Consider the following 24,017-nt stretch of genomic DNA (forward strand, 5'->3'; position numbering starts at 1 on the left):
AGTCTTGCCATGACCCGTTATATCGACGTCAACGACCTCAGCTACCTGGTTTCGCAAAAAGGCCTGCAAACCTGCATCACCGAGATGGCCGACTACATTCGCGCCGACTACCTACGCTGGCAGGAGTTCGAGAAATGCGCGCGCCTGGCCAACCACTCACCGGATGGCGTGATTGAGCTGATGCCGGTATCCGACGCCTCGCTGTACGCCTTCAAATACGTCAACGGCCACCCGAAAAACACCCTGGCCGGCATGCTCACCGTGATGGCGTTCGGTGCCTTGGGCGACGTCGACACCGGCAAACCGGTGCTGCTGGCGGAAATGACCCTCACCACCGCGATCCGCACCGCTGCCACCTCGGCCCTGGTCGCCCGCTACCTGGCCCGCGCCAACAGCCGCAGCATGGCGCTGATCGGCAACGGCTGCCAGAGCGAGTTCCAGGCCCTGGCCTTCCACGCCATGCTTGGCATTACTGAAATCCGCCTGTTCGACATCGACCCCCAGGCCACCGCCAAGCTCGCCGCCAACCTCAAGGCGTTCCCGGCGATCAAGGTGATCCTGGCCGCCAGCGTCGCCGAGGCGGTCAAAGGCGCGGACATTGTTACCACTGTGACTGCGGACAAGGCCTACGCCACCATCCTGACTGACGAGATGATCGAGCCGGGCATGCACCTCAATGCCGTGGGCGGTGACTGCCCGGGCAAGACCGAGCTGGACCGCCGTATCGTCGAGCGCGCCCGGGTGATCGTCGAGTACGAACCGCAAAGCCGCATCGAAGGCGAAATCCAGCAGATGCCCGAAGATTCGCCGGTCACCGAGCTGTGGCAAGTGATCAATGGCCAACAGCCCGGCCGCGAGAATGACCGCCAAATCACCCTGTTCGACTCGGTGGGTTTTGCCATCGAAGACTACTCGGCCCTGCGCTACGTACTGGACGTGGCCAAGGCGCTGGATGTGGGCAGTGAGCTGGAACTGGTGCCAGACCTGGCCGACCCGAAAGACCTGTTTGCACGCCTGGCCCAGCAACCGGTTGTACAGCACAAAAAGCGCGCCTGAAACCGCTCTGGCCTGCCGCTTTGCGCCCAGGGCAGGCCAGATTTTGATGGGCTTAAAGCCGATTTTGCCGGTGCCGCAGCCGATTCCGCTGCATTGCTTGTTTTAACAGCGCAATTTGCGCTTTGCGCAGGGGGTAAACGACACAAAAAACGCACCATCATGAAGCATTCTCTGCTCCCAGTTATTCACTGCCCCTGACATCAATTACAAAATATAGGGACCGACACATGACTCCTCTGCGATCACTCTTCGCTGCGTTGCTGTTGCCACTGTGCGCCACTGCTGCCCACGCCCAAGACTGGAAAGAAATCCGGTTTGGCGTGTTCCCCGAATACCCGCCCTTCGAATCCGTTGCCGCCGACGGCAGCCTGCAAGGTTTCGATATCGAATTGGGCAACGCTATCTGCGCCAAACTCGAAGTGAAATGCACCTGGGTGCACAACGAATTCGACGGCATGATCCCGGCACTGCGTGCGCGCAAGTTCGACGCGATCATGTCTTCCATGGCCGTGACCCCGGCCCGCGAGAAAGTCATAGACTTCACCGACCGCCTGTTCCTCAGCCCCACCTCGGTGATCACCCGCAAAAACGCCACCTTCGGTGATACTCCCGAATCGCTTAACGGCAAGCAAGTTGGCGTGCTGCAAGGCTCGTTGCAGGAAGCCTATGCCCGCGCGCACCTGGCCAAACTCGGGGCACAGATCAAGGCGTACCAGTCCCAGGAACAGAACTACGCCGACCTGCAAAACGGCCGCCTCGACGCCACCCTCACGGACAAGCTCGAAGCCCAGCTCAACTTCCTGTCCAAGCCCGAAGGCGCCGACTTCAAGACCGGCCCGGCCTTCAAGGACCCGACCCTGCCCCTGGACATCGCCATGGGCATGCGCAAGAACGACCAGGCATTGCGTGAGCTGATCAACAAGGGCATCGCCGCCGTCCAGGCCGATGGCACCTACGCCCAGATCCAGAAGAAATACTTTGGCGATCAGGACATCTACAACGAGTAATACCCGCGCTAGCAAAACCCCCTGTAGGAGCGAGCTTGCTCGCGAAAATCGTCAACGATAACGCGTTAAACCAGCATGAACGCGCCGCCCTTGAGTTTTTCGCGAGCAAGCTCGCTCCTACATAAAAAGAGATCTCCTTTCCATGAACGACCTCCTCAACCTGCAAGGCTACGGCCCCATGCTGGCCCAGGGTGCCTGGATGACGCTCAAGCTGGCGTTCCTCGCCCTGGCCCTGAGCCTTACCCTGGGCCTGGTCGCCGCGGGCGCCAAACTCTCCAGCGCAAAATGGCTGCGCGTGCCGGCCACGCTCTACACCACGTTGATCCGCAGCGTGCCGGACCTGGTGCTGATCCTGCTGATCTTCTACAGCCTGCAACTGTGGCTCAACGACCTGACCGAAGCGTTCGGCTGGAACTACGTTGAAATCGACCCGTTTACCGCCGGGGTGATCACCCTGGGGTTTATCTACGGCGCATATTTCACCGAGAACTTCCGGGGCGCGATCCTCAGCGTGCCGGCGGGCCAACTGGAAGCCGCCACCGCCTACGGCCTGAGCCGCTGGCAGCGCTTTCAGCTGGTGCTGTTCCCGCAACTGATGCGCTTTGCCCTGCCGGGCCTGGGCAATAACTGGCTGGTGCTGCTCAAGTCCACGGCGCTGGTGTCGATCATCGGCCTGTCAGACCTGGTCAAGGCCGCGCAGAACGCCGGCAAGTCCACCAGCGAGCCGCTGTACTTCCTGATCCTCGCCGGCCTGGTGTACCTGGTGATTACCACACTCTCCAACCGCATCTTCAAGCGCCTGGAACGGCGCTATAACCTGGGCATCAAGGGGATGGCGCGATGATCGAACTGTTCCAGCAATACGGCCTGGCCTACCTGTTCAGCGATGGCAGCGGCCTGTCCGGTGTCGCCATGACCTTGTGGCTGTTCATTATCTCGGTGGTGCTGGGCTTTGGCCTGTCGATCCCCCTGGCGCTGGCACGCGTGTCAGAGCACTTCTGGCTGCGCTGGCCGGTGGAGGTCTACACCTACCTGTTCCGTGGCACGCCGCTGTATATCCAACTGCTGATTTGCTACACCGGGTTGTACAGCCTGGAGGTGGTGCAGGACAACGCCCTGCTCAACCAGTTTTTCCGCAATGCACTGAACTGCACGCTGTTGGCGTTTGTGCTCAACACCTGCGCCTACACCGTGGAAATCTTCGCCGGGGCGATCCGCAACATCCCCCATGGCGAGATCGAAGCGGCACGCGCCTATGGCCTGCACGGCTGGCGGCTGAACCTGTTTGTGATCGTGCCCGCCGCCTTGCGTCGCGCCCTGCCGGCCTACAGCAATGAAATGATCCTGATGCTGCACGCCACGTCGCTGGCGTTCACTGCCACCGTCGCCGACATCCTCAAGGTCGCCCGCGATGCGAATGCCGAGACGTTCCTGACCTTCCAGGCCTTTGGCATCGCCGCCCTGCTCTACATGCTGCTGTCCTTTGCACTGGTGGGCCTGTTCAGGCTGGCCGAACGTCGCTGGATGCGTTTTCTTGTTCCTACCCGAGGCTAACCCATGAATCAGTCCGCGCAGGCCCTGGCCGCTTATTCGCTGGATGTACCCGTCGGCAAAACCGCCACGGCGGCCATCAAGCTGCAAGTCGAAGGTATCCATAAACGCTACGGCGAACACGAAGTGCTCAAGGGCGTGTCCCTCAATGCCCGCCAGGGCGATGTGATCAGCCTGATCGGCGCCAGCGGCTCGGGCAAAAGCACGATGCTGCGGTGCATCAACTTCCTGGAACAGCCTGACGCCGGGGTGATCACCCTGGACGGCATCAGCATCGAAATGCAACCAGGCCGCGCCGGCACCCGCGCGCCGCACCAGGCGCAACTGCAAAACCTGCGCACGCGCCTGGCCATGGTGTTCCAGCACTTCAACCTGTGGAGCCACATGACCGTGCTGGAAAACATCACCATGGCCCCGCGCCGGGTGCTGAACGTGAGCGCTGCCGAAGCCGAGAAACGTGCGCGGCTGTACCTGGACAAGGTCGGCCTGCCCAGCCGCGTGGCGGACCAATACCCGGCGTTCCTGTCCGGCGGCCAGCAGCAGCGCGTGGCGATTGCACGGGCACTGGCGATGGAACCGGAGATTATCCTGTTTGATGAACCCACCTCGGCCCTGGACCCGGAGCTTGTAGGAGAAGTGCTAAAAGTCATACAGACGTTGGCCGAGGAAGGTCGTACCATGCTGATGGTCACCCACGAAATGGGCTTTGCCCGCCAGGTGTCCAGCCAAGTGCTGTTCCTGCACCAGGGCCGAGTCGAGGAACACGGCGGCGCCGAGATCCTCGACCATCCCACCAGCGAACGCTTGCAGCAATTTCTTTCCAACCGTTTGAAGTGAACTCATGGATACCAAGGCCAACGGACCCCATTCTTCCCCTACGCTGGATCGCATCGACGAAGCGATCATCGACGTACTCAGGCATCAGGGGCGTATCACCTACGAAAAGCTTTCGTCGCTGGTGCACCTCACCCCCAGGCCCTGTCTGGAACGGGTGCGCAAGCTGGAGCGACGCGGGGTGATCCGTGGGTATGGGGCGATCATCGATGTGCAGATGGTCTCACCGGGGCTGTCACTGCTGGTGCTGGTGGCCTTGTCCAACCAAAGCGGGCGCTCGGCGCAAAAGGCCTTCGAAGCCTGCGTGAAAGCCTGCCCGCAGGTGTTCGAATGCCAGTTGATCAGCGGGCCGTTCGATTACAGCCTGCGCATGCGTTGCCGCGACATGGAGCATTACCGGGTGCTGACCGAGACCTGGTTGAACAATGATGAGTTGCACATTGATAAGTTGGTGGCGCATCCGGAGTTGGCGGTGGTCAAGAACACTGCGACCGAACTGGCCTGATCCAGTTGGTTTGTGTGGGAGCTGGCTTGCCTGCGATGACGGCCTGAGAGCCGACGCCTATCTATCTGACCCACCACGATCAAACTGTGGGAGCGGGCTTGCTCGCGAAGGCGGCCTGACAGTCAACCCAGCTGGACTGTGTACATATCCATTGTTGCGGTAACGGCCACTTAGGGTTCCGCCCTGACGGCGGCTCACTTTTGAACAGCGCAAAAGTAAGCAAAACGCTCTTGCCCCACCACTCGGCACCTCGCCTAGGCTCGGTGTGCCCGTAATCCGCCAGTGATTTGGGGGGCCGCCGCCACGCGCCATCCATGGCGCGGGGCGGCTAAACCGGCATCCCTGCCGGTTTACCCCCCAAATCCCTGTCGAATTCCGGCCAGCGTGGTTTGACGGGGCGCCTAAGATCAAGATCAAAAGCAGATCAAAAGCAGAGCAAGAGCGGCTCGCTTCGCATCGTGGTTACCTTTGGGCGCTACAGCGTTGTGTAGATACCTATGTGCGATAGCAGTGCATCAGTCACCCCACCTCTGACTGCTCGACCGCCATCGCAGGCAAGCCAGCTCCCACATTGACCGGGTTTGCAATTCTTTTGCCTGGCTTGGCCCCCACCAGCTTCGCCTGCCCATCCTTCTGCTTGCCCGTACGCGCTTCGCTGATCAGCCCCGGGATCAACTTGCCCTCCGGCAAGTTCTTCCAGAAGCGGCTGGGCAAATGCCCTTCCATCACTTTGGGATTCAGCCGCGCCGGGTTGAAGATGTGGCTGTAGTAGGTCAGCCACATGGCGCTGTGGGGGTCTTCGACATTCTGTGCCAGTTGCTGCCAGGCCTCGGGGCACTGGCGCTGGTGAATCAGTTGTTCGCCGTCGTAATACACCCCGTCAAGGGGCGTGGCGATCATCCAGCGATGGCGGCCCATGCGCCCGATGAAATGCTCGCTGGCGCTCTTGAGAATGTCATGGGCCGGCTCATGCCAGGCCACGTACTCCGGCAGTTCCGGGCCAGCCTCGGCCGGCAGTGCGATGAAGCGCACAAACGCATGCAAGTGGTGGGCTTCGCGGCTGACTTGCTTGATGCGCCGCTGCAATTCGCTGCCAAGCTTGTCACCCGCGAGCATGGCCGTGCGATCACCATGGCTGACCCGCCACAGCACTTCATACAACAGGCTCCAGCGTTGATCACCGTGATAACAGGCGGCGGACTCCAGTAATTGCAACAGCGCCTTGGGTATGCGTGCCTGAAACGGCCCCAACCCTGGCGGGATCGGTTCATCGGTGGCGAACAGGTCCGCCGCCTGCATCTGGCCCCAGCTGACCTGGCTAGGGTCGACCTGATGGCTGAGCAACCAGCGTGCCTGTTCGCGCCAGGTGCTGAACAGGTTGTCGCATTCCAGGCTGATCATCCCCATAGCCCCATCTGTTGCGGCTGCGGTCGATCACGCAGTTGTTCACGCAGCAACACACTGGTGCTGTCGGCCTGTTGCGGGTGGTAGTCGCTGGTGATGAAAAACGGCTTGGCCTTGGCCAACACGCAGCGCATGCGCGCCAGGTCTTCGAAGCGGATCTTGCGTTCACGGCGCAGGTCGACCAGGCGCTGGGTGGTGCGCAAGCCGATGCCGGGGATACGTGCGATCAGGGTGGGCTCGGCGCGGTTCAGGTCCAGGGGGAACACCTCGCGATGCTCCAGGGCCCAGGCCAGTTTGGGGTCGATATCCAGTGCCAGGTCACCGGGGCCAGCGAACAGCTCATTGGCGCGGAAACCGTAACTGCGCAGCAGGAAGTCCGCCTGGTACAAGCGGTGCTCGCGCATCAAGGGCGGCGCGGCCAGGGGTACGCTTTTCGGGCTGTTGGGGATGGGGCTGAACGCTGAGTAATACACTCGGCGCAACTTGAAATTACCGTACAACGCCTCGGCACCGTGCAAGATGGTGCTGTCGTCGGTGTCGTCGGCGCCGACAATCATCTGCGTGCTTTGCCCGGCCGGGGCGAAACGTGGCGCGCGGGGTTCGTTGAGCACCGTCTGCTCGCCAGTGTAGATGGTCTGCATGGCCTGTTTGATCGAGCCGATCTGCTTCTCGGGCGCCAGGGTTTGCAGGCTGGCGTCGGTGGGCAGTTCGATATTCACGCTGAGGCGATCGGCATAACGGCCAGCCTCGGCGATCAGGGCCGGGTCGGCATCGGGGATGGTCTTGAGGTGGATATAGCCGCGAAAGTCATGCTCTTCGCGCAGCAGCTTGGCGACCCGCACCAATTGCTCCATGGTGTAGTCCGACGAACGGATGATGCCGGAACTGAGGAACAGCCCGCTGACGCAATTGCGCTTGTAGAAATCCAGGGTCAGGGTGACCACCTCCTCCGGGCTGAAGCGCGCACGGGGCACGTCGCTGGAGCGGCGGTTGACGCAGTATTGGCAGTCGTAGAGGCAGAAGTTGGTGAGCAGCACCTTGAGCAACGACACGCAACGGCCATCGGGCGTGTAACTGTGGCAGATGCCCATGCCATTGGTGGAACCCAGCCCCGCCTTGCCCTCGGAACTGCGCTTGGGCGCGCCACTGCTGGCGCAGGACGCGTCGTACTTGGCGGCGTCGGCGAGGATGCTGAGTTTTTCGATCAACTGCATGGAGGGCTACCGATACTGGTTTTTTGTACAGTACCAATAGCCACACCTTGTCACAAGTGCCGTCTGTAGGAGCGAGCTTGCTCGCGAAGAACGCGAGAGCGCCGCGTTCATTCAGAAGAGGCGCGTTAGCGTTGACGTGCTTCGCGAGCAAGCTCGCTCCTACAGGGGATCGGTCAGCTGGCGGTTGCCAGTAGCAAGTCCTGCACCGAACGCGCTTTGCCACGGTGATGGTCCAGCGCATACAGCGACGCCGCAATCTCATCCGCGCGAATCGGCAGCACCGACAGCAAGGTATCGCTCAAGCCATGACTGGCCTGGCTGAAGCCCTGGATGTAGATGCCCGCCTTGCAGCGTTCGTCGGTGACGATGCGGTAGTCGCGGGCCACCTCAAAGTCGCCCATGTAGGCCTCCAGCGGCGCCAGCAGTTCACGGTGCATCTGGCGCTCGTAGCCGGTGGCGAGGATCACCGCATCGTAATGGTTGACGCTGGTTTCGCCAGTGGCGGTATTGCGCAGGGCCAGTTCGATGCCCAGCGGGCCCGGGGTGGCTTTCTCTACCACGGTGAGGGTACGGAACGCCTGGCGGGCGATGCCGGAGACTTTCTGGCGGTAGAAAATCCCGTAGATGCGCTCGATCAGGTCCAGGTCCACCACCGAGTAGTTGGTGTTCTGGTACTCGGCGACCAAACGCTCACGCTCGGCACCGACTTGCTGGAATACCAGGTCCGTAAAGGCCGGCGAGAACACTTCGTTGACGAACGGGCTGTCGTCGGCAGGCTTGAGCGCCGAGCCGCGCAGGATCATGTCGACCTGCACCGACGGGAAGCTGTCATTGAGGTCGATAAAGGCTTCGGCCGCGCTCTGGCCACCGCCGATCACGGCGATGCGCATCGGCTTGCCGTCTACGCACGGCTGGTTGGCCATGCGCTCCAGGTACTGGGAATGGTGGAACACCCGGCTGTCGCCCTTGAGCGCCTTGAACGCATCGGGGACGCGCGGCGTGCCACCGGCGCTGACCACCACCGAACGGGTGGTGCGCACATGCTGCTCGCCCTGGGCATCGCGGGAGATCACGCGCAAGGCCTCGACCTGCTGCTGATGCAGGATCGGCTCGATGGCCAGCACTTCTTCACCGTAGTTGGCCTGGGCCTGGAACTGCCCCGCCACCCAGCGCAGGTAGTCGTTGTACTCCATGCGGCAGGGGTAGAAGGTGCCCAGGTTGATGAAGTCCACCAGGCGGTCGTGGGCCTTGAGGTAGTTGACGAAGGAATACGGGCTGGTGGGGTTGCGCAGGGTCACCAGGTCCTTGAGGAAGGAAATCTGCAGTTCACTCTGGGTGACCAGGGTATTGCCGTGCCAGCGGTAGTCGGCTTGTTTGTCGAGAAACAGCACGTCCAGCTTGCCCTGGGCCTTTTCACGCTCCTGCAGGGCGATGGCCAGCGCAAGGTTCGAAGGGCCGAAACCGATCCCGATCAGGTCATGAACCGCGGGCGAAGCAATTGCCTGTGTCATTCCAGTGTCCTCTGGATAAGCCCCATGGCGGTGGGGCGGGAATACCTTCATGGCCTGAACAACAGGCCGTGTGTTGATAGGAAACGAGGACAGTGAAATAAAATTTAACTAACTGGCGATCAGTGCGCTTCCCACTCACGCATACGCACCCGGCAGTGCTTCATTGCGTTGACGATGTGTTTTTCCACCAGGCTGCGGGAAATGCTCAGGCGTTCAGCGATTTGCAGGTGGGACAGGCCTTCGAGTTTGCGCAACAGGAAACTGTCGCGACAGGCCGCCGGCAACTCGGCCAGGGCGCGTTCGAGCATCTCCAGGCGCTGGCCCTGGTCGTGGCTGGCCTGGGGCGAACAGGCGGCGAAGCGTTCTTCGCTGTCCAGCACCTCCAGGGGCTCGGCCTGGCGCAAGGCGTTGCGCCGATGGCCGTCGATCACCAGGTTCAAGGCGGTGCGGTACAGGAAGGCGCGGGGTTGTTCGATCGGGGTGTCGCTTACGCGCTCCAGCACCCGCACATAAGCGTCATGCACCACATCTTCGGCCACCTGACGGTTGCCCAGCTTGGCGTTGAGGAAACACACCAGCTCGCGATAGTAGTTTTCCACCATGACTCCTGACCCCACGGCCTTAATACCAACGACGCCCACCCTGTAGGAGCGAGCTTGCTCGCGAAAAACCCGAGAGCACATCCCCTTACCTGAATGCACCCGCAACCAATGGCGGTGTTGCCATCACCGATGATGGCAGTTTGAGCGTGTGCAATTTATAGTAATTCTCATCTACTTTTAAAGAACTCTCTCGTCAGCGGTCGAATTTTTTCTCCCACTGAGCTGTAACTACTTATGTAACAGCCTAAATTCCCGGGCATTTTCCTCGTTTACCTGTCAGCTCTGCGCGACTGCGCCCCGAACTTTCCTGGCTGGAAGCTACCGATGAAACGCCCTCGACCTGCCCGACGCGCCCTGCTTGTGGTGGCGTGCCTGATTCCCATCGTTGCGTTTGCCACCTGGCAGGGCCTGACGCCGGGCCGCGATGCCCTGGCCACCGTCACCGTGACCCGCGCCGACATCGAAAACAGCGTCACCGCCCTGGGCACCCTGCAACCGCGACGTTACGTAGACGTCGGCGCCCAGGCCTCCGGGCAGATCCGCAAGATCCACGTCGAGGCCGGCGACCAGGTCCAAGAGGGCCAGTTGCTGGTGGAGATCGACCCCGCCACGCAAAAAGCCAAGCTCGACGCCAGCCGCTATGCCATCGAAAACCTGCAGGCCCAGTTGCAGGAGCAGAAAGCCCAGCATCAACTGGCCCGCCAGAAGTACCAGCGCCAGCAGCGCCTGAGTGCCGGCAACGCCACCCGCGAAGAAGACGTGCAGACCGCCCAGGCTGAACTGCGCGCGACCCAGGCGCGGGTCGAGATGTTCCAGGCACAGATCCGCCAGGCCCAGGCCAGCCTGCGCAGCGACGAGGCCGAGTTGGGATACACGCGCATCTACGCGCCAATGACCGGCACCGTGGTGGCCGTGGACGCGCGCGTCGGCCAGACCCTCAACGCGCAACAGCAAACCCCGCTGATCCTGCGCATCGCCAAGCTGTCGCCCATGACGGTGTGGGCGGAAGTCTCCGAAGCCGACATCGGCCATGTCAAACCCGGCATGAGCGCGTACTTCACCACCCTGAGCGGTGGCAGCCGGCGCTGGACCAGCACCGTGCGCCAGATCCTGCCGATCCCGCCCAAGCCCTTGAACGAAACCCAGAGCAACGGCAGCCCGAGCAGCACCAGCAAGAGCGGCACTGGCCGAGTGGTGCTGTACACGGTGCTGCTCGACGTAGACAACGCCGACAACGCGCTGATGGCCGAGATGACCACCCAAGTCTTTTTCGTCGCCAGCCAAGTCAAGAATGCCCTCACCGTGCCGGTCGCCGCCTTGCAAGGCACGCCAGGTTCAGAGGCGCAAATCGCCCGAGTGGTGGCCAAGAACGGTGCCATCGAAGACCGCGAAGTGCGCCTGGGCATCAGCGACCGCCTGCGCGTCGAAGTGCTCGGCGGGCTGAACGAGGGCGACCACCTGTTGATCGGCCCGGCTGACAGCCATGGGGGCTGAATTGACCACGCCCCTGATTGAACTCAAAGGCCTGCGCAAATCCTACGGCGGCGGCGACAGCCCACAGGTCGATGTGTTGCGCGGCATCGACCTGTCGATCCATGCCGGCGAGTTCGTCGCCATTGTCGGCGCGTCGGGCTCGGGTAAATCGACGCTGATGAACATTCTCGGCTGCCTCGACCGCCCCACCGAGGGTGACTACCTGTTCGCCGGGGAAAACGTCGCCCACCTGGGCAGCGACGAACTGGCCTGGCTGCGCCGCGAAGCCTTCGGTTTTGTGTTCCAGGGCTACCATTTGATTCCCTCAGGCTCTGCCCAGGAAAATGTCGAGATGCCGGCGATCTATGCCGGCATCAGCGCCGCCGAGCGCCATGCTCGCGCCAGCGCCCTGCTCACCCGCCTGGGCCTGGCCGAGCGCACCGGCAATCGGCCGCACCAACTGTCCGGTGGGCAACAGCAACGGGTGTCCATCGCCCGCGCACTGATGAACGGCGGCCATATCATCCTCGCCGACGAACCCACCGGCGCCCTCGACAGCCACAGCGGGGCCGAGGTCATGGCCTTGCTCGACGAACTGGCGAGCCAGGGCCATGTGGTCATCCTGATTACCCACGACCGTGAAGTGGCGGCGCGAGCCAACCGCATCATCGAGATTCGCGACGGCCAGATCATCAGCGACTCTGCAGACACCCGCGCGGCCACCCCCAGCGTGGCGTCGGGAGCCCTGCACGCCGTAGACCTGCGCCAACGCCTGGCCGACGGCGCCGAGCACAATGGTGCCTGGAAAGCCGAATTGGTGGACGCGGTGCAGGCCGCCTGGCGGGTGATGTGGATCAACCGTTTTCGCACGGCGCTGACGCTGCTGGGCATTATCATCGGCGTCGCGTCGGTGGTGGTAATGCTGGCGGTGGGCGAAGGCAGCAAGCGCCAGGTCATGGCGCAGATGGGCGCGTTCGGTTCCAATATCATCTACCTCAGCGGTTCTTCGCCCAACCCGCGTACGCCGCTGGGGATTGTGTCCCTCAACGACGTCGCCGCCCTGGCGACGCTGCCTCAGGTCAAGCGCATCATGCCGGTCAACGGCACCGACGCGGGTGTGCGCTTCGGCAACGTCGACTACATGGCCTACGTGGGGGGCAACGACACCAACTTCCCGGAGATTTTCAACTGGCCGGTGGTCGAGGGCAGCTATTTCACCGAGGCCGACGAACGCGCCGCCGCCACGGTCGCCGTGATCGGCGCGCGCATCCGCCAAAAGTTGTTCAAGGACGTGGCCAACCCCATCGGCCAGTACATCCTGATCGAGAACGTACCCTTCCAGGTGGTCGGCGTGCTCGCGGAAAAAGGTTCCAGCTCGGGCAACAAGGACAGTGACGACCGTGTCGCCATTCCCTACAGCGCCGCCAGTGTCCGCCTGTTCGGCAGCTACAACCCCGAATACGTGGCGATTGCCACCACCGATGCGCGCAAGGTGCATGAAGCCGAACGCGCCATCGACCAGTTGATGTTGAAGTTGCACAACGGCAAGCGCGACTACGAGCTGACCAACAACGCCGCAATGATCCAGGCCGAAGCGCGTACCCAGAACACCCTGTCGCTGATGCTCGGCTCGATTGCGGCGATCTCCCTGCTGGTGGGCGGCATCGGCGTGATGAATATCATGTTGATGACCGTGCGCGAACGCACCCGTGAAATCGGCATCCGCATGGCCACCGGGGCACGCCAGCGCGACATCCTGCGCCAATTCCTCACCGAGGCGGTGATGCTCTCGGTGGTCGGTGGCCTGTTCGGTATCGCCCTGGCCTTGCTGGTGGGCGGCGTGCTGGTGCTGGCTGAAGTGGCGGTGCAGTTTTCCCTGGTGGCGGTGCTCGGTGCGTTTGGCTGTGCGCTGGTCACCGGTGTCGTATTCGGCTTTATGCCGGCCCGTAAAGCTGCCCGGCTCGATCCGGTTAAGGCGTTGACCAGTGAATAAACGATCTCTCACTCCACAACTGTCAGCGCTCAGTGTGTGCCTGTTGCTCACGGCCTGTGGCGCTAACCCGCCCGCCATCGACAGCGGCATCGCTGCGCCCGCCGCCTGGCACTATGCCGGGCGCGAGGCAAACCAAGCCGCCAATCAACGCTGGTGGACGCAGTTTGGCAGCCCGGCGTTGAACCGCCTGATCGACCAGGCCCGCCGCGACAGCTTCGACGTGGCGGCCGCCATGGCGCGTGTCCGCCAGGCCCAGGCCACGGCGGTGATTGCCGGTGCACCGTTGTTGCCGGAGCTGAAGTTCAACCTCGGCGCCAGCCGCCAACGGCTGTTGCGCGGCAGCGGCAACTCGGAGCTGGACGCCACCGAGAGCAACAGGACCGTCACCAACTATGACGCCAACCTCACGGCCAGCTACGAAATCGACTTCTGGGGTGGCCGCGCCGCTGCCCGCGACAGCGCCGTGCACAGCCTGCAGGCCAGTGAGTTCGATCAGGCCAACGTGGAGCTGACCCTGCTCAGCAACGTGGCCGACCGCTACGCGCAAACCCTGGCCGCACGCCAGCGCTTGCAGATTGCCGAGCTCAACCTGGCGAATGCGCGCAATGTACTGAACCTAGTGCAGACCCGCTTTGATGCCGGTTCCGCCACGGCCTTGGAACTGGCGCAACAGAAAAGCCTGGTGGCCGGTCAGCAACGGCAACTGCCACTGATCCAGCAATCGGCGGAAGAATCGCAAATCACCCTCGCCGCCTTGCTCGGCCAGCCCGTGCAGGCCCTGGAGCTGGGCACAGAACCCTTCCAGGCACTGAGCTGGCCGAGTATCGGGCCCGGCGTGCCCAGCCAGTTATTGAGCCGGCGCCCCGACCTCGCCCAGGCCGAGGCCCAGTTGGCGGCGGCCAGTGCCGACGTCACGGTGGCCCGTGCGGCCATGCTGCCGACGGTGACGTTGGGCGCAACGCTCGGCTCGGGCGCGTCCAAGGCCGAAGAGATCCTGCGCAGCCCCTTCTACACCCTGACCTCGGGCCTGATGGCGCCGATCTTCAACAATGGCCGGCTGAGCGCCGAGCGCGACAAGGCTCGGGCGCGCCAGGATGAACTGCTGCAAACCTATCGCGGGGCGATCATCAACGGCTTTGCCGATGTAGAAAAAGCCCTCAGCAGCATCACCCGCCTGGACCAGCAACGCCAGTGGCAAACCGAGGAGCTGCAACAGGCGCAGACCGCCTTCCAGATTGCCCAAAGCCGCTATGAGGCCGGCGCCGAAGACCTGCTCACGGTACTGGAAACCCAACGCACCCTGTACGACGCCCAGGACCAGAACGTGCTGCTGCGCCTGTCGCGCCTGCAAGCCAGCATCGCCCTGTACAAGGCGTTAGGCGGTGGCTGGAGCACCGGTATCTGATAAACGAAACTCATATTTCATACATGAGTTGTTTCTTCACCTTACATTTTCCACCCCAAGGTCCTTGGTAAAAAAGCCGTTATCACACGGATGCCCGGGACCTCATGATGAAACCCAGCGTTGTTGTAAAAGGCCTGGCCTGCGTTGGCGGCTGGCTGATCACACACCTGGCGCTGGCCGAGCCCTTGATCGCGCCCACCGCGATCGACTGGCTGCTGGACTGCCCCCTCACTGCAACCGCGCGCCTGGACCCGGAAGTGGTTGGCCGCACCCAATGCGGCCTGGTCAGCGTGCCCCGCGACCATGCCGCACCCCAGCGCGGCCGCATACGCCTGAGCGTGACACGGGTAGGCGCACGGCAGCCGCTCAACCGTGAAGGTGTGGTGTTCATCCAGGCCGGCGACCCCCAACAGGCCAAAGGCGCGCCGTTCGTCCTTCACCTGGCCAGTCGCTGGGAGTCGCTTGCCACCCAGGCCTATCGCACCCTGGTCGACCGTTATGACGTAATCGAGTTGAGCACCCGCGACCTGCGCCAAGGCAATGGCGTGGAACAGGCCGCGCAGGATATGGAATTCGTGCGCGGGCAACTGGGCGAGGCGCGCCTCAACTACCTGGGCAACGCCACGGCCACCCGCCTGGGCAGCCGCTATGGCACGCTGTTTCCCGAGCGCGTCGGGCGCATGGTGCTGATCAATACCGAGCCTGGCGAACCACTCGCCACCGGTGTAGAGCAACTTTTGCTCAAGGAGTCGGCACACGCAGGCGCTGACGGCTGTGTGAGCCGTTGGCTGGGGGACTTCCTCGCTTACGGCAAGCAGCCGCCGGCGTCAGCACGCTGCCTGGACTTGGGCGCCTGGGAATAACCTGCGCATTTACGACCCCTATTCACCGAAAACGACCCCTTGCGTTGACGCCCCTGCCCAATCGTTATTAAGTGCTATTTATCCGCATTAATACGATAAATCACCGCCATGCTGAGTCGACCGCTACGCCGCAAACGCCAGAAGCTGTCTGATGTGATTGTCGAGTCGGTCAAGCGCTCGATCGTCACCGACGCCTTGAAGCCCGGCGACCGCCTGCCCACCGAACGCGAGCTGATGGAAAGTTTCCAGTGCTCCAAGGGCTCGGCGCGCGAAGCGCTCAAGGCGCTGGAGGTCGAAGGCCTGGTGAGCACACGCACCGGCCCCAGCGGCGGGGCGTACTTGAACCAGGCCGGCACTGAACCGGCCAGCCGCGCCTTGCGCAATTACCTGCACTTCCAGCACCTGGACGGCGAGCAGGTCTACCAACTGCGCAAGGTCATCGAAGTGGAACTGGCGGTGTCGGTGCTCGGGCGTTTGAGCGAAGACGATTACATCGCCCTGCAAGCCAACGTGGATTTTTGCAGCGCCCCCGAAGACAGCGAAGCCGGCCAGCGCGAACAGCGCCTGGCAGAACTGGAGTTCCACAACCTGCTGGCCCAGGCCTGCCCCAACCCGCTGCTGAGCTTCATGGCGCAGTTTCTCAACGACTTGCTGCGCGACCTGGTGGTGCTGAAAAAAGCCTACAAGCCCAAGCGCAAGCAATTCGACGCGGCCAACCTGGACTATCACAAACAACTGCTGATCGCCTTTCGCGCCGGGGATGAAAGCGCGGTGCGCAGCTTGATGCATGAACACATGTGCGATGCCGAACACCATATGACCGCGCTGGAAGGCCAGGTAAGCCCGCACTTCCTACTGGAGTTCGACCACTCATAAGCACACCAAAAATCCAATCTGGGAACCCGAACAGTGTGGGAGCTGGCTTGCCTGCGATGGCATCGACTCGGCCCTCCCCGTAATACCGAGGCGCCTGCATCGCAGGCAAGCCAGCTCCCACATTTGACCGCGTTCATCTGTTGAGTCGAGTTAACCAATAACAAGCCTGCCCACAGGCCCTTGCTCCACCGTATCGCCCTTGCCGCTCCTGCCAATAACTAAACCAGGGAGTCACCCCATGCAGCGTCGTACGTTATTGAAAGCCAGCCTCACCGCGGCCGCCGCCCTCAGCCTTCCGCTGAGCGTGCGTTCGACATTCGCCGCCGAGCCCTTTACCTTTTACGGCCTCAAGTCCATGTCTGGCGCCTTTGCCAGCTATGGCAAATTTGCCGACATGGGTTCGCGCCTGGCGGTGCAACAACACGCCCAGTTGCTCGGCCGCCCGCTGAACTACAAGGTCATCGACACCGAAGGCAACGCCGGCAAGGCGGTGCGCAAGGTGCAGGAGGCCATCGCGCAGGACGGCGCACGGTTCTTCCAGGGCTGCACCTTGTCGTCTTCCGCCCTGGCAGTGGCCAAGGAAGTGGACAAGGCCAGCGGTGTGTTCATGACCCCGGTGGGCGCCGATGAAGTCACAGGCAAGGACTGCAACAAGGCGACCTTCCGCTGGTCGGTGCCCACCTACGGCGCGATCCGCGAGACCATGGTGCCGCTGATCAAGCTGCTGCCGGACGCCAAGCGCTGGTACACCATCACCCCACAATACGTGTTCGGCGAAGCCTTGCTTGAAGGCGCCAAAAACGTGCTCAAGGAACATGGCCTGGAACACGTGGGCAACAGCTACCACTCGCTGCAGGAACAGGAATTCTCCGGCTATCTGACCAACGCCATTTCTACCAAACCCGATGTGCTGGTGCTGCTCAACTTTGGCAGCCAATCGTCCAACACCCTGCGCCAGGCCGTAAACTTTGGCATCAAGGAGCGCATGAAGGTCTTGCTGGTGTGGTCTGCCGGCCTGGATCAGTTCCAGGAACTGGGCAGCGATGTGCTCGAAGGCGTGTACCTCGGCGCGCAGTACTGGCACCAGGTCGACACCCCGCTCAACCGCGAACTGGTCAAGCTCACCCAGGCCACCTACGGCATCAACCCCACCTACCCGCTGGCCGCCGATTACATCAGCACCAAAGTCATGCTCGACACCATCATTGCCACCGGCAGCTTCGACGGCCCGACCGTGGCCAAGGCCATGCAGGGCTTGAGCTACGAAGGCCCAACCGGCAAGGAGTCGATCCGCGCCGGCGACCACCAGGTGATCAAGGATTACTACCTGCTGATCGGCAAGGCCAGCGGCGACATGGCCGACAAGGACGACCTGGCCAAAGTGCTCAGCGCTGGCCAGTCGTTCCCTGCGGTCGAGGCGACGGGCTGCACGCTCGGCTGACCGTTTAACTTTGTCGCGCAGGGCCGTGCAAGCGGCCGTCTGCGGAGGGTGCCTGCATGCTTAATCTGTACCTGTTCCAGATTCTCAACGGCCTCGGGTTGGGGATGATCTACTTCCTGATCGCGGTGGGGCTGACGATCATTTTCGGCCTGCTCAACTTCGTCAACTTCGCCCACGGCGCGTTCTTCCTGCTCGGCGCCTACATCTGCTACACCGCGGTGAGCCTTACCGGCAACTTCTGGCTGGCGCTGCTGATCGCGCCGCTGGTGGTGGCCGCACTGGCCTGGGTGATCGAGCGCTTGCTGATCCAGCGCATCTACCACTTGCCGCACATGTTCCAGATTCTGGTGACCTTGGGCATCGCTCTGATCATCCAGGAAGCCAGCGTGATGATCTGGGGCCCGGTGGGCAAAAGCGTCGCCGTGCCGGAACTGTTGCGCGGCGTGCTGGTGGTGGGTGACTTTGTCTATCCCTACTACCGCCTGTTCCTCATCGTGTTTTCCGGGCTAGTGGGCCTGGGCCTGTGGCTGCTGCTGGAACGCACGCGCTTCGGTGCCCTGGTGCGCGCCGGCAGTGAAAGCACTGAAACCGTGTCGCTGCTGGGCACCAATATTTTCCGTTTGTTCTCCATGACCTTCGCCCTCGGCGTTGCCCTGGCCGGTGTCGCCGGGGTGTTATTCGCGCCCTTGCGCGGCGCCCAGCCCTTCGTCGGCCCGGAGATTCTGGGCATCGCCTTCGTGGTGGTGGTGATCGGCGGCATGGGCTCGTTCAGCGGTGCGCTGGTCGGCGGTTTACTGGTGGGCGTGGTGCAAAGCCTGATGACCACACTCTGGCCCCAGGGTGCGAGCCTGATGATCTACGGCGCCATGGCCGTGGTGATTCTGGTGCGCCCTTACGGCCTGTTCGGGAGAGCCTGATATGAGCGAGAAAAACCCCCTGCCGTTCGCCAAGACCCAATCCAAAGCCATGTTGCTGTGGGTGCTGGCCGTGCTGATCGGCCTGCCGTTGGTGTTGCCCTCGGCGACCCTGGCCACCGAGATCCTGATCTTTGCCATGGCCGCCCTGGCCTGCAACCTGCTGCTGGGCTATACCGGGCTGCTGTCCTTCGGCCAAGGCATCTTCTTTGGTGCCGGTGCTTATTGTGCGGCGCTGTTGATGATCCACCTGCAACTGGGCCTGTTCATGGCGTTGCTGGGCGCAGCGCTGGCCGGTGGCGTGCTGGCCTTGCTGGTGGGCGCCCTGGCGATTCGCCGCACGGGCATTTACTTCGTGATGCTCACGTTAGCGTTCAGCCAGATGGCTTACTTTGTCGCCTACACCTTGAGCGACTGGACCGGCGGCGACAACGGCCTGCTCAGCGTGCCGCGCCCGGAAATCCGGGTGGGTGACACCGTGCTGCTGTCCCTGGCCGATGCCCGCGCCTTCTATGGTTTTGTCGCGGTGCTGTTCCTGCTGATCTTCATCGGTGCACGCCGGGTGATCGCCTCACCGTTTGGCAGCACGTTGATGGCGATCCGCGAGAATGAAACCCGCGCCTCGGCCATCGGCTACGACACGCGCCACTTCAAGATCCTGGTGTTCGTGCTGTCCGGCGCGGTCACCGGGATTGCCGGGGCGCTGTACGCCATGCTGCTGCACTTTGTGCCGCTGTCGAATATCGACCTGGCGATGTCCGAGAACATCCTGATCATGACCATCGTCGGCGGCACCGGCTCGCTGTTCGGCTCACTGCTGGGCGCCGGTTCCATAGTGCTGTTGGGGGACTTTCTCTCCGACCTGTGGCCGCGCTGGCTGATGCTGCTGGGGGTGATCCTGATCCTGGTGGTGATCTTCATGCGCGGCGGGTTGTGGGGCGGCCTCGCGTCGCTGTTCGAAAAGCTGCGCGGCACGCGCAAAACCGTGGTCGTCGCCAAGGAGGACGGGCTATGAGTATCTTGCTGGAAACCACAAACCTGGAGCTGGCCTACGGCGCGTTCCATGCGGTCAATGGCGTCAACCTGAAGGTTGAAGCCGGCACCATCCACACCATCATCGGCCCCAACGGCGCCGGCAAGACCAGCCTGTTCCATTGCCTGACGGGTGAGCGCCAGGCCACCGCCGGCGCGATTCATTTCGATGGCAAGAACCTGATGCGCAAGCCGGCCCACGGCCGCGTCGGCCTGGGCATGGCGCGCTCGTTCCAGCTCACCAGCCTGTTCCAGAACCTCAGCGTGCGCGAGAACCTGCGCCTGGCCGCCCAAGGCCGCGACGGCGTGCGCGCCTTGAATTTCTGGCGCCGGGTCGACAGCAAGCGCGAGCATCTGGAGATGGCCGACCAAGTGCTGGAGCGCCTGCAACTCACCGCCCGCGCCGACACCCTGGCCGGTGAGTTGTCCCACGGCCAGCAACGGGTGCTGGAGGTGGGCATGTCGATCTGCTCCAAACCCAAACTGTTGATGCTCGACGAGCCCACCTCGGGCATGGGCATCGACGATATCCCGATCATGACCCAACTGATCAGCGACCTTGGCCGCGACCATACGGTGCTGTTGATCGAACACAACATGAGCATCGTCATGTCCATCAGCCAACGCATCACGGTGATGAGCCACGGGCAGATCCTGGTGGAAGGCACGCCGGAATTCGTGCGCGCCGATGAACGCGTGCGCACTGCCTATCTTGGGGAGGCTGCCTGATGCTGATCGTCGAGAATATCCATTCCTACTACGACAAAAGCCATGTGCTGGAGGGTGTGTCGCTGAGCGTCAACCCCGGCGAACTGGTGACCCTGCTGGGCCGTAACGGTGCCGGCAAGACCACCACCCTGCGCAGCATCCTCGGTATCATCTGCCCGCGCCAGGGCCAGATCCACTTCAACGGCCAGGCGCTGGTGGGGCAAAAGATCTTTGAAATTGCGCGCCAAGGCTTGGCGCTGGTGCCGGAAAACCGCGGGATTTTCCGCCTGCTGACGGTGGAGGAAAACCTGCGCATCGCCGCCCGCAAGCACAGTCGCTGGCAACTGGAGGACGTGTACGCCATGTTCCCGCGCCTCAAGGAGCGGCGCAAAAACGCCGGCCATGCGTTGTCCGGCGGCGAACAGCAGATGCTCGCCATCGCCCGCGCCCTGCTTAACGACCCCAAGCTGCTGATCCTCGACGAACCCACTGAAGGCCTGGCCCCGGTGATCGTCGACGAACTGGTGAAGATCCTGCGCAAGGTCAAGGACGAGGGCCTGCCGGTATTGCTGGTGGAGCAGAACCTGATGGTCTGCGACAAGCTCGCCGACCGCCATTACGTGCTCGAACAGGGCCGCGTGGTGTACGAAGGCAGCGCCGCTGACTTCCGCGCCGACCCGACGATCAAAAACCGTTACCTGGCCTTGAGTGCCTGAGTGGAGATTCCTGATGAACAGTCTTGCGCAACCGCTCCAGAGCAATGCCCCACTGATCAACCGCAACCGCTTGTGGCAGTCGCTGATGGACCTGGCCCAGCTCGGCGCCACGGCCAAGGGCGGCGTGTGTCGCCTGGCCCTCACCGACCTGGACCGCCAGGCCCGCGACCTGTTCGTGCAGTGGTGCGAAGCCGCCGGGTGCAGCGTCAGTGTGGATGCCATCGGCAATATTTTCGCGCGGCGCCCTGGCCGCAATCCTGACCTGCCCCCGGTGATGACCGGCAGCCATATCGACACCCAGCCCACCGGCGGCAAGTTCGACGGTTGCTACGGGGTGATGGCCGGACTGGAAGTGATCCGCACGCTCAATGACCTGCAGATCGAAACCCAGGCACCGATCGAAGTGGTGGTGTGGACCAACGAAGAAGGCTCACGCTTCCCGCCGTGCATGATGGGCTCCGGGGTATTTGCCGGGAAGTTCGACTTGCAGGACACCCTCGACAAGTGCGACGACCAGGGCCTGTCGGTGGGCGCTGAATTGCAGCGCATCGGCTATGCCGGTTCGCGTGCGGTGCTGGGCCACCCAGTGGGGGCGTATTTTGAAGCGCATATCGAGCAAGGCCCGGTGCTGGAAGACCAGGCGATTACCCTGGGCGTGGTGATGGGCTGCCTGGGCCAGAAGTGGTTCGACCTGACCCTCACTGGCGTAGAGGCACATGCGGGCCCTACGCCCATGCACCTGCGCAAGGACGCCCTGGTGGGCGCTGCCGAGGTGGTCAGTGCGGTCAACCGAATCGCCCATCAACACCAGCCTCACGCCTGCGGCACCGTTGGCTGCCTGAACCTGCACCCTGGCTCGCGTAACGTGATCCCCGGCCAAGTGCACATGACCATCGACCTGCGCCACCTGCATGCCGACAAGCTGCAAGCCATGGTCGATGAAGTGCGCGCAGTGATCGAAGACTCGGCCGCCCGCCACGGCTTGACGTTTGAACTAACGCCCACCGCCGACTTCCCGCCACTGGACTTCCACCCGACCTGCGTCAACGCCGTGCGTGAAGGTGCCAAGGCATTGGGCCTGAGCCATATGGACATCGTCAGCGGCGCCGGGCATGACGCGATCTTCGTCGCCGAACTGGGCCCGGCCGGGATGATCTTTGTGCCGTGCGAAGGCGGCATCAGCCATAACGAAATCGAAAACGCCGCGCCGGATGATCTGGCCGCAGGCTGCGCGGTGTTGTTGCGCGCCATGGTGAACGCGGCCCAGGGGGATCTGGCATGAGTGAGATTGGCCAACTGACGGCGGTGCAGCTATTGCAGCATTTTCGCGACAAAAGCTTGTCCCCCGTGGAGGTTACTGAAGATGCTTTGCTGCGCATCGAGCGCTATAACCCGGTGGTGAATGCCTACTGCCATGTCGACCCGCAAGGCGCGCTGGAGGCTGCGCGAACGTCGGAACAACGCTGGTTGAAAGGTGAACCCTGCGGCGCGCTGGATGGCGTGCCGGCGTCGATCAAAGACCTGACGCTGACGGTCGGCATGCCCACGCGCAAAGGCTCACGCACCTCGTCCGCCGACGGCCCATGGGACGTGGACGCCCCCTTCCCGGCCTTCATGCGCAAGGCCGGCGCGGTGCTGCTGGGCAAGACCACCACCCCAGAATTCGGCTGGAAAGGCGTGACCGACAACCCGCTGTACGGCATCACCCGCAACCCGTGGGATACGCGCACCACCGCCGGCGGTTCCTCCGGAGGCGCCGGTGCGGCAGCGGCGTTGAACCTCGGCGTACTGCACCAGGGCAGCGACGCCGGTGGTTCGATCCGTATTCCCTGTGCGTTTACCGGCACCTTCGGGATCAAGCCGACCTTCGGCTACGTGCCGCAATGGCCGGCCAGCTCCATGACGATCCTGTCGCACCTGGGGCCGATGACACGCACCGTGGAAGACAGCGTGCTGATGCTGCAAACCGTGGCGCAGCCGGATGCGCGGGACGGCCTGATCGGCGCGCCGCGAACCACGCCCTGGCTCGCTCCAGGAGCGGACTTAAAGGGGTTGCGTGTCGCCTACAGCCCCACGTTCGGCTATGCGAAGGTCGACCCGCAGGTCGCCCAGGTGGTGGATCAAGCTGTGCAGGGCCTGGTGCAACTGGGCGCCCAGGTCGAACAAATCGACCCTGGCTTCAGCGACCCACTGGAGGTGTTCAGCACCCTATGGGCTGCCGGCGCAGCACGCCTGACCGGCACAATGAGCGAGGCGCAAAAGCAACAGCTCGACCCCGGGTTGCTGCGTATTGCACAGCGAGGCGAACGCTTGAGCCTGGATGATTTCAACGCAGCCCTGGAAGCCCGAGCGGCGCTGGTTGCACGGATGGCCGCGTTCCATGAGCATTACGATGTGCTGGTGTCGCCGATGATGCCGATCACCGCATTCGAAGCCGGGCACAACGTACCGCCGGGCTCAGGGATGACTGAGTGGATGCAATGGACGCCGTTCACCTACCCCTTCAACCTCACCCAACAACCAGCGGCGTCAGTGCCGTGCGGGTTGGCAGCGAATGGCCTACCGGTGGGCTTGCATGTGGTGGGTGCGCGGTTTGCCGATGAGCAGGTGTTGAGGGTGTGTCACGCGTATGCCAAAGCATTCCCCACAGAACACTTGCACACACCGAGAAGCCCGACCTGACATACGACTCTACTGTGGGAGCTGGCTTGCCTGCGATAGCACAGGTTCAGTCAGCACATTGGCCTCTGACACACCGCCGTCGCAGCTTCTACACAATTTTGTAGGTTATAGCAGCCAACGGTAACCACGATGCGAAGCGAGCCGCTCTAGCTCTTGATCTGCTTTTGATCTTGATCTCAGGTGCCCCGTTAAACCACGCAGGCCGGAATTCGACAGGGATTTGGGGGGTA

At 62.7% G+C, this 24,017-nt stretch carries 22 protein-coding genes; 18 read left to right on the forward strand and 4 right to left on the reverse strand.

Annotated elements, in window-relative coordinates; translation table 11 throughout:
- Positions 1-9: 9 nt before the first annotated feature.
- The 6 genes from ocd (at position 10) to ACWHXD_RS18675 (ending at position 4,953) form a co-directional block, all read left to right on the forward strand.
- Positions 10-1,056, forward strand: coding sequence for an ornithine cyclodeaminase (gene ocd, locus ACWHXD_RS18650; protein WP_138763076.1), 1,047 nt, complete (start codon positions 10-12; stop codon positions 1,054-1,056).
- A gap of 227 nt (positions 1,057-1,283) precedes the next feature.
- Positions 1,284-2,063, forward strand: a complete 780-nt coding sequence (locus ACWHXD_RS18655; RefSeq protein ID WP_098950919.1) for an ABC transporter substrate-binding protein — start codon at positions 1,284-1,286, stop codon at positions 2,061-2,063.
- A gap of 142 nt (positions 2,064-2,205) precedes the next feature.
- Positions 2,206-2,907 (forward strand): ABC transporter permease, encoded by a 702-nt coding sequence (locus tag ACWHXD_RS18660; RefSeq protein WP_098950918.1) that lies wholly within the window; start codon positions 2,206-2,208, stop codon positions 2,905-2,907.
- Entirely contained in the window at positions 2,904-3,617 is a 714-nt protein-coding gene (locus ACWHXD_RS18665; protein ID WP_014719024.1) for an ABC transporter permease, read from the forward strand. The genes ACWHXD_RS18660 and ACWHXD_RS18665 overlap by 4 nt, the downstream gene beginning before the upstream one ends.
- A gap of 3 nt (positions 3,618-3,620) precedes the next feature.
- Positions 3,621-4,451, forward strand: coding sequence for an ABC transporter ATP-binding protein (locus ACWHXD_RS18670; protein ID WP_238344584.1), 831 nt, complete (start codon positions 3,621-3,623; stop codon positions 4,449-4,451).
- A gap of 4 nt (positions 4,452-4,455) precedes the next feature.
- The gene (locus tag ACWHXD_RS18675) at positions 4,456-4,953 is read left to right on the forward strand and encodes an Lrp/AsnC family transcriptional regulator (protein WP_003192319.1); all 498 of its coding nucleotides are present in this window, start codon (positions 4,456-4,458) and stop codon (positions 4,951-4,953) included.
- 519 nt (positions 4,954-5,472) lie between these two features.
- Here ACWHXD_RS18675 and ACWHXD_RS18680 read toward each other — a convergent pair.
- The 4 genes from ACWHXD_RS18680 to ACWHXD_RS18695 all read right to left on the reverse strand — a co-directional run bounded on the left by ACWHXD_RS18680 (position 5,473) and on the right by ACWHXD_RS18695 (position 9,684).
- Positions 5,473-6,354 carry a TIGR03915 family putative DNA repair protein gene (locus ACWHXD_RS18680; RefSeq protein ID WP_138763073.1) on the reverse strand — a complete coding sequence of 294 codons (882 nt, stop codon included), beginning with the start codon at positions 6,352-6,354 and terminating at the stop codon, positions 5,473-5,475.
- Positions 6,351-7,571 (reverse strand): putative DNA modification/repair radical SAM protein, encoded by a 1,221-nt coding sequence (locus ACWHXD_RS18685; RefSeq protein WP_003192321.1) that lies wholly within the window; start codon positions 7,569-7,571, stop codon positions 6,351-6,353. The genes ACWHXD_RS18680 and ACWHXD_RS18685 overlap by 4 nt, the downstream gene beginning before the upstream one ends.
- Before the next feature lie 173 nt (positions 7,572-7,744).
- The gene (locus ACWHXD_RS18690) at positions 7,745-9,082 is read right to left on the reverse strand and encodes a lysine N(6)-hydroxylase/L-ornithine N(5)-oxygenase family protein (protein WP_098950916.1); all 1,338 of its coding nucleotides are present in this window, start codon (positions 9,080-9,082) and stop codon (positions 7,745-7,747) included.
- A gap of 119 nt (positions 9,083-9,201) precedes the next feature.
- A complete protein-coding gene (locus ACWHXD_RS18695) occupies positions 9,202-9,684 on the reverse strand; it encodes a sigma-70 family RNA polymerase sigma factor (RefSeq protein WP_032896446.1) in 483 nt (160 codons plus the stop codon).
- 324 nt (positions 9,685-10,008) lie between these two features.
- Here ACWHXD_RS18695 and ACWHXD_RS18700 point away from each other — a divergent pair, with 324 nt between their 5' ends.
- The 12 genes from ACWHXD_RS18700 (at position 10,009) to ACWHXD_RS18755 (ending at position 23,787) form a co-directional block, all read left to right on the forward strand.
- The gene (locus ACWHXD_RS18700) at positions 10,009-11,178 is read left to right on the forward strand and encodes an efflux RND transporter periplasmic adaptor subunit (protein ID WP_138763072.1); all 1,170 of its coding nucleotides are present in this window, start codon (positions 10,009-10,011) and stop codon (positions 11,176-11,178) included.
- Complete coding sequence (locus tag ACWHXD_RS18705; RefSeq protein WP_192901666.1) at positions 11,168-13,150, forward strand: MacB family efflux pump subunit; 1,983 nt, start codon at positions 11,168-11,170, stop codon at positions 13,148-13,150. The genes ACWHXD_RS18700 and ACWHXD_RS18705 overlap by 11 nt, the downstream gene beginning before the upstream one ends.
- Positions 13,143-14,555 carry an efflux transporter outer membrane subunit gene (locus tag ACWHXD_RS18710; RefSeq protein ID WP_138763071.1) on the forward strand — a complete coding sequence of 471 codons (1,413 nt, stop codon included), beginning with the start codon at positions 13,143-13,145 and terminating at the stop codon, positions 14,553-14,555. The genes ACWHXD_RS18705 and ACWHXD_RS18710 overlap by 8 nt, the downstream gene beginning before the upstream one ends.
- Positions 14,556-14,662: 107 nt before the next feature.
- The gene (locus tag ACWHXD_RS18715; RefSeq protein ID WP_138763070.1) at positions 14,663-15,418 is read left to right on the forward strand and encodes an alpha/beta hydrolase; all 756 of its coding nucleotides are present in this window, start codon (positions 14,663-14,665) and stop codon (positions 15,416-15,418) included.
- Positions 15,419-15,526: 108 nt separating this feature from the next.
- On the forward strand, positions 15,527-16,294 hold the full coding sequence (locus tag ACWHXD_RS18720; protein ID WP_056787297.1) for a FadR/GntR family transcriptional regulator: 768 nt from the start codon (positions 15,527-15,529) through the stop codon (positions 16,292-16,294).
- Between the two features lie 238 nt (positions 16,295-16,532).
- Positions 16,533-17,735, forward strand: a complete 1,203-nt coding sequence (locus tag ACWHXD_RS18725; RefSeq protein WP_138763069.1) for an ABC transporter substrate-binding protein — start codon at positions 16,533-16,535, stop codon at positions 17,733-17,735.
- Between the two features lie 56 nt (positions 17,736-17,791).
- On the forward strand, positions 17,792-18,652 hold the full coding sequence (locus tag ACWHXD_RS18730) for a branched-chain amino acid ABC transporter permease (protein ID WP_003192337.1): 861 nt from the start codon (positions 17,792-17,794) through the stop codon (positions 18,650-18,652).
- Position 18,653: 1 nt separating this feature from the next.
- Entirely contained in the window at positions 18,654-19,664 is a 1,011-nt protein-coding gene (locus tag ACWHXD_RS18735) for a branched-chain amino acid ABC transporter permease (protein ID WP_098950913.1), read from the forward strand.
- The gene (locus ACWHXD_RS18740; RefSeq protein WP_032896435.1) at positions 19,661-20,410 is read left to right on the forward strand and encodes an ABC transporter ATP-binding protein; all 750 of its coding nucleotides are present in this window, start codon (positions 19,661-19,663) and stop codon (positions 20,408-20,410) included. Before ACWHXD_RS18735 ends, ACWHXD_RS18740 begins: the two co-directional genes overlap by 4 nt.
- Entirely contained in the window at positions 20,410-21,105 is a 696-nt protein-coding gene (locus ACWHXD_RS18745; protein WP_003192343.1) for an ABC transporter ATP-binding protein, read from the forward strand. Before ACWHXD_RS18740 ends, ACWHXD_RS18745 begins: the two co-directional genes overlap by 1 nt.
- Before the next feature lie 13 nt (positions 21,106-21,118).
- Positions 21,119-22,387 (forward strand): Zn-dependent hydrolase, encoded by a 1,269-nt coding sequence (locus ACWHXD_RS18750; RefSeq protein WP_138763068.1) that lies wholly within the window; start codon positions 21,119-21,121, stop codon positions 22,385-22,387.
- Positions 22,384-23,787 (forward strand): amidase, encoded by a 1,404-nt coding sequence (locus ACWHXD_RS18755; protein WP_138763067.1) that lies wholly within the window; start codon positions 22,384-22,386, stop codon positions 23,785-23,787. Before ACWHXD_RS18750 ends, ACWHXD_RS18755 begins: the two co-directional genes overlap by 4 nt.
- Positions 23,788-24,017: the final 230 nt, after the last annotated feature.

It is taken from the genome of Pseudomonas fjordensis (assembly GCF_976987115.1).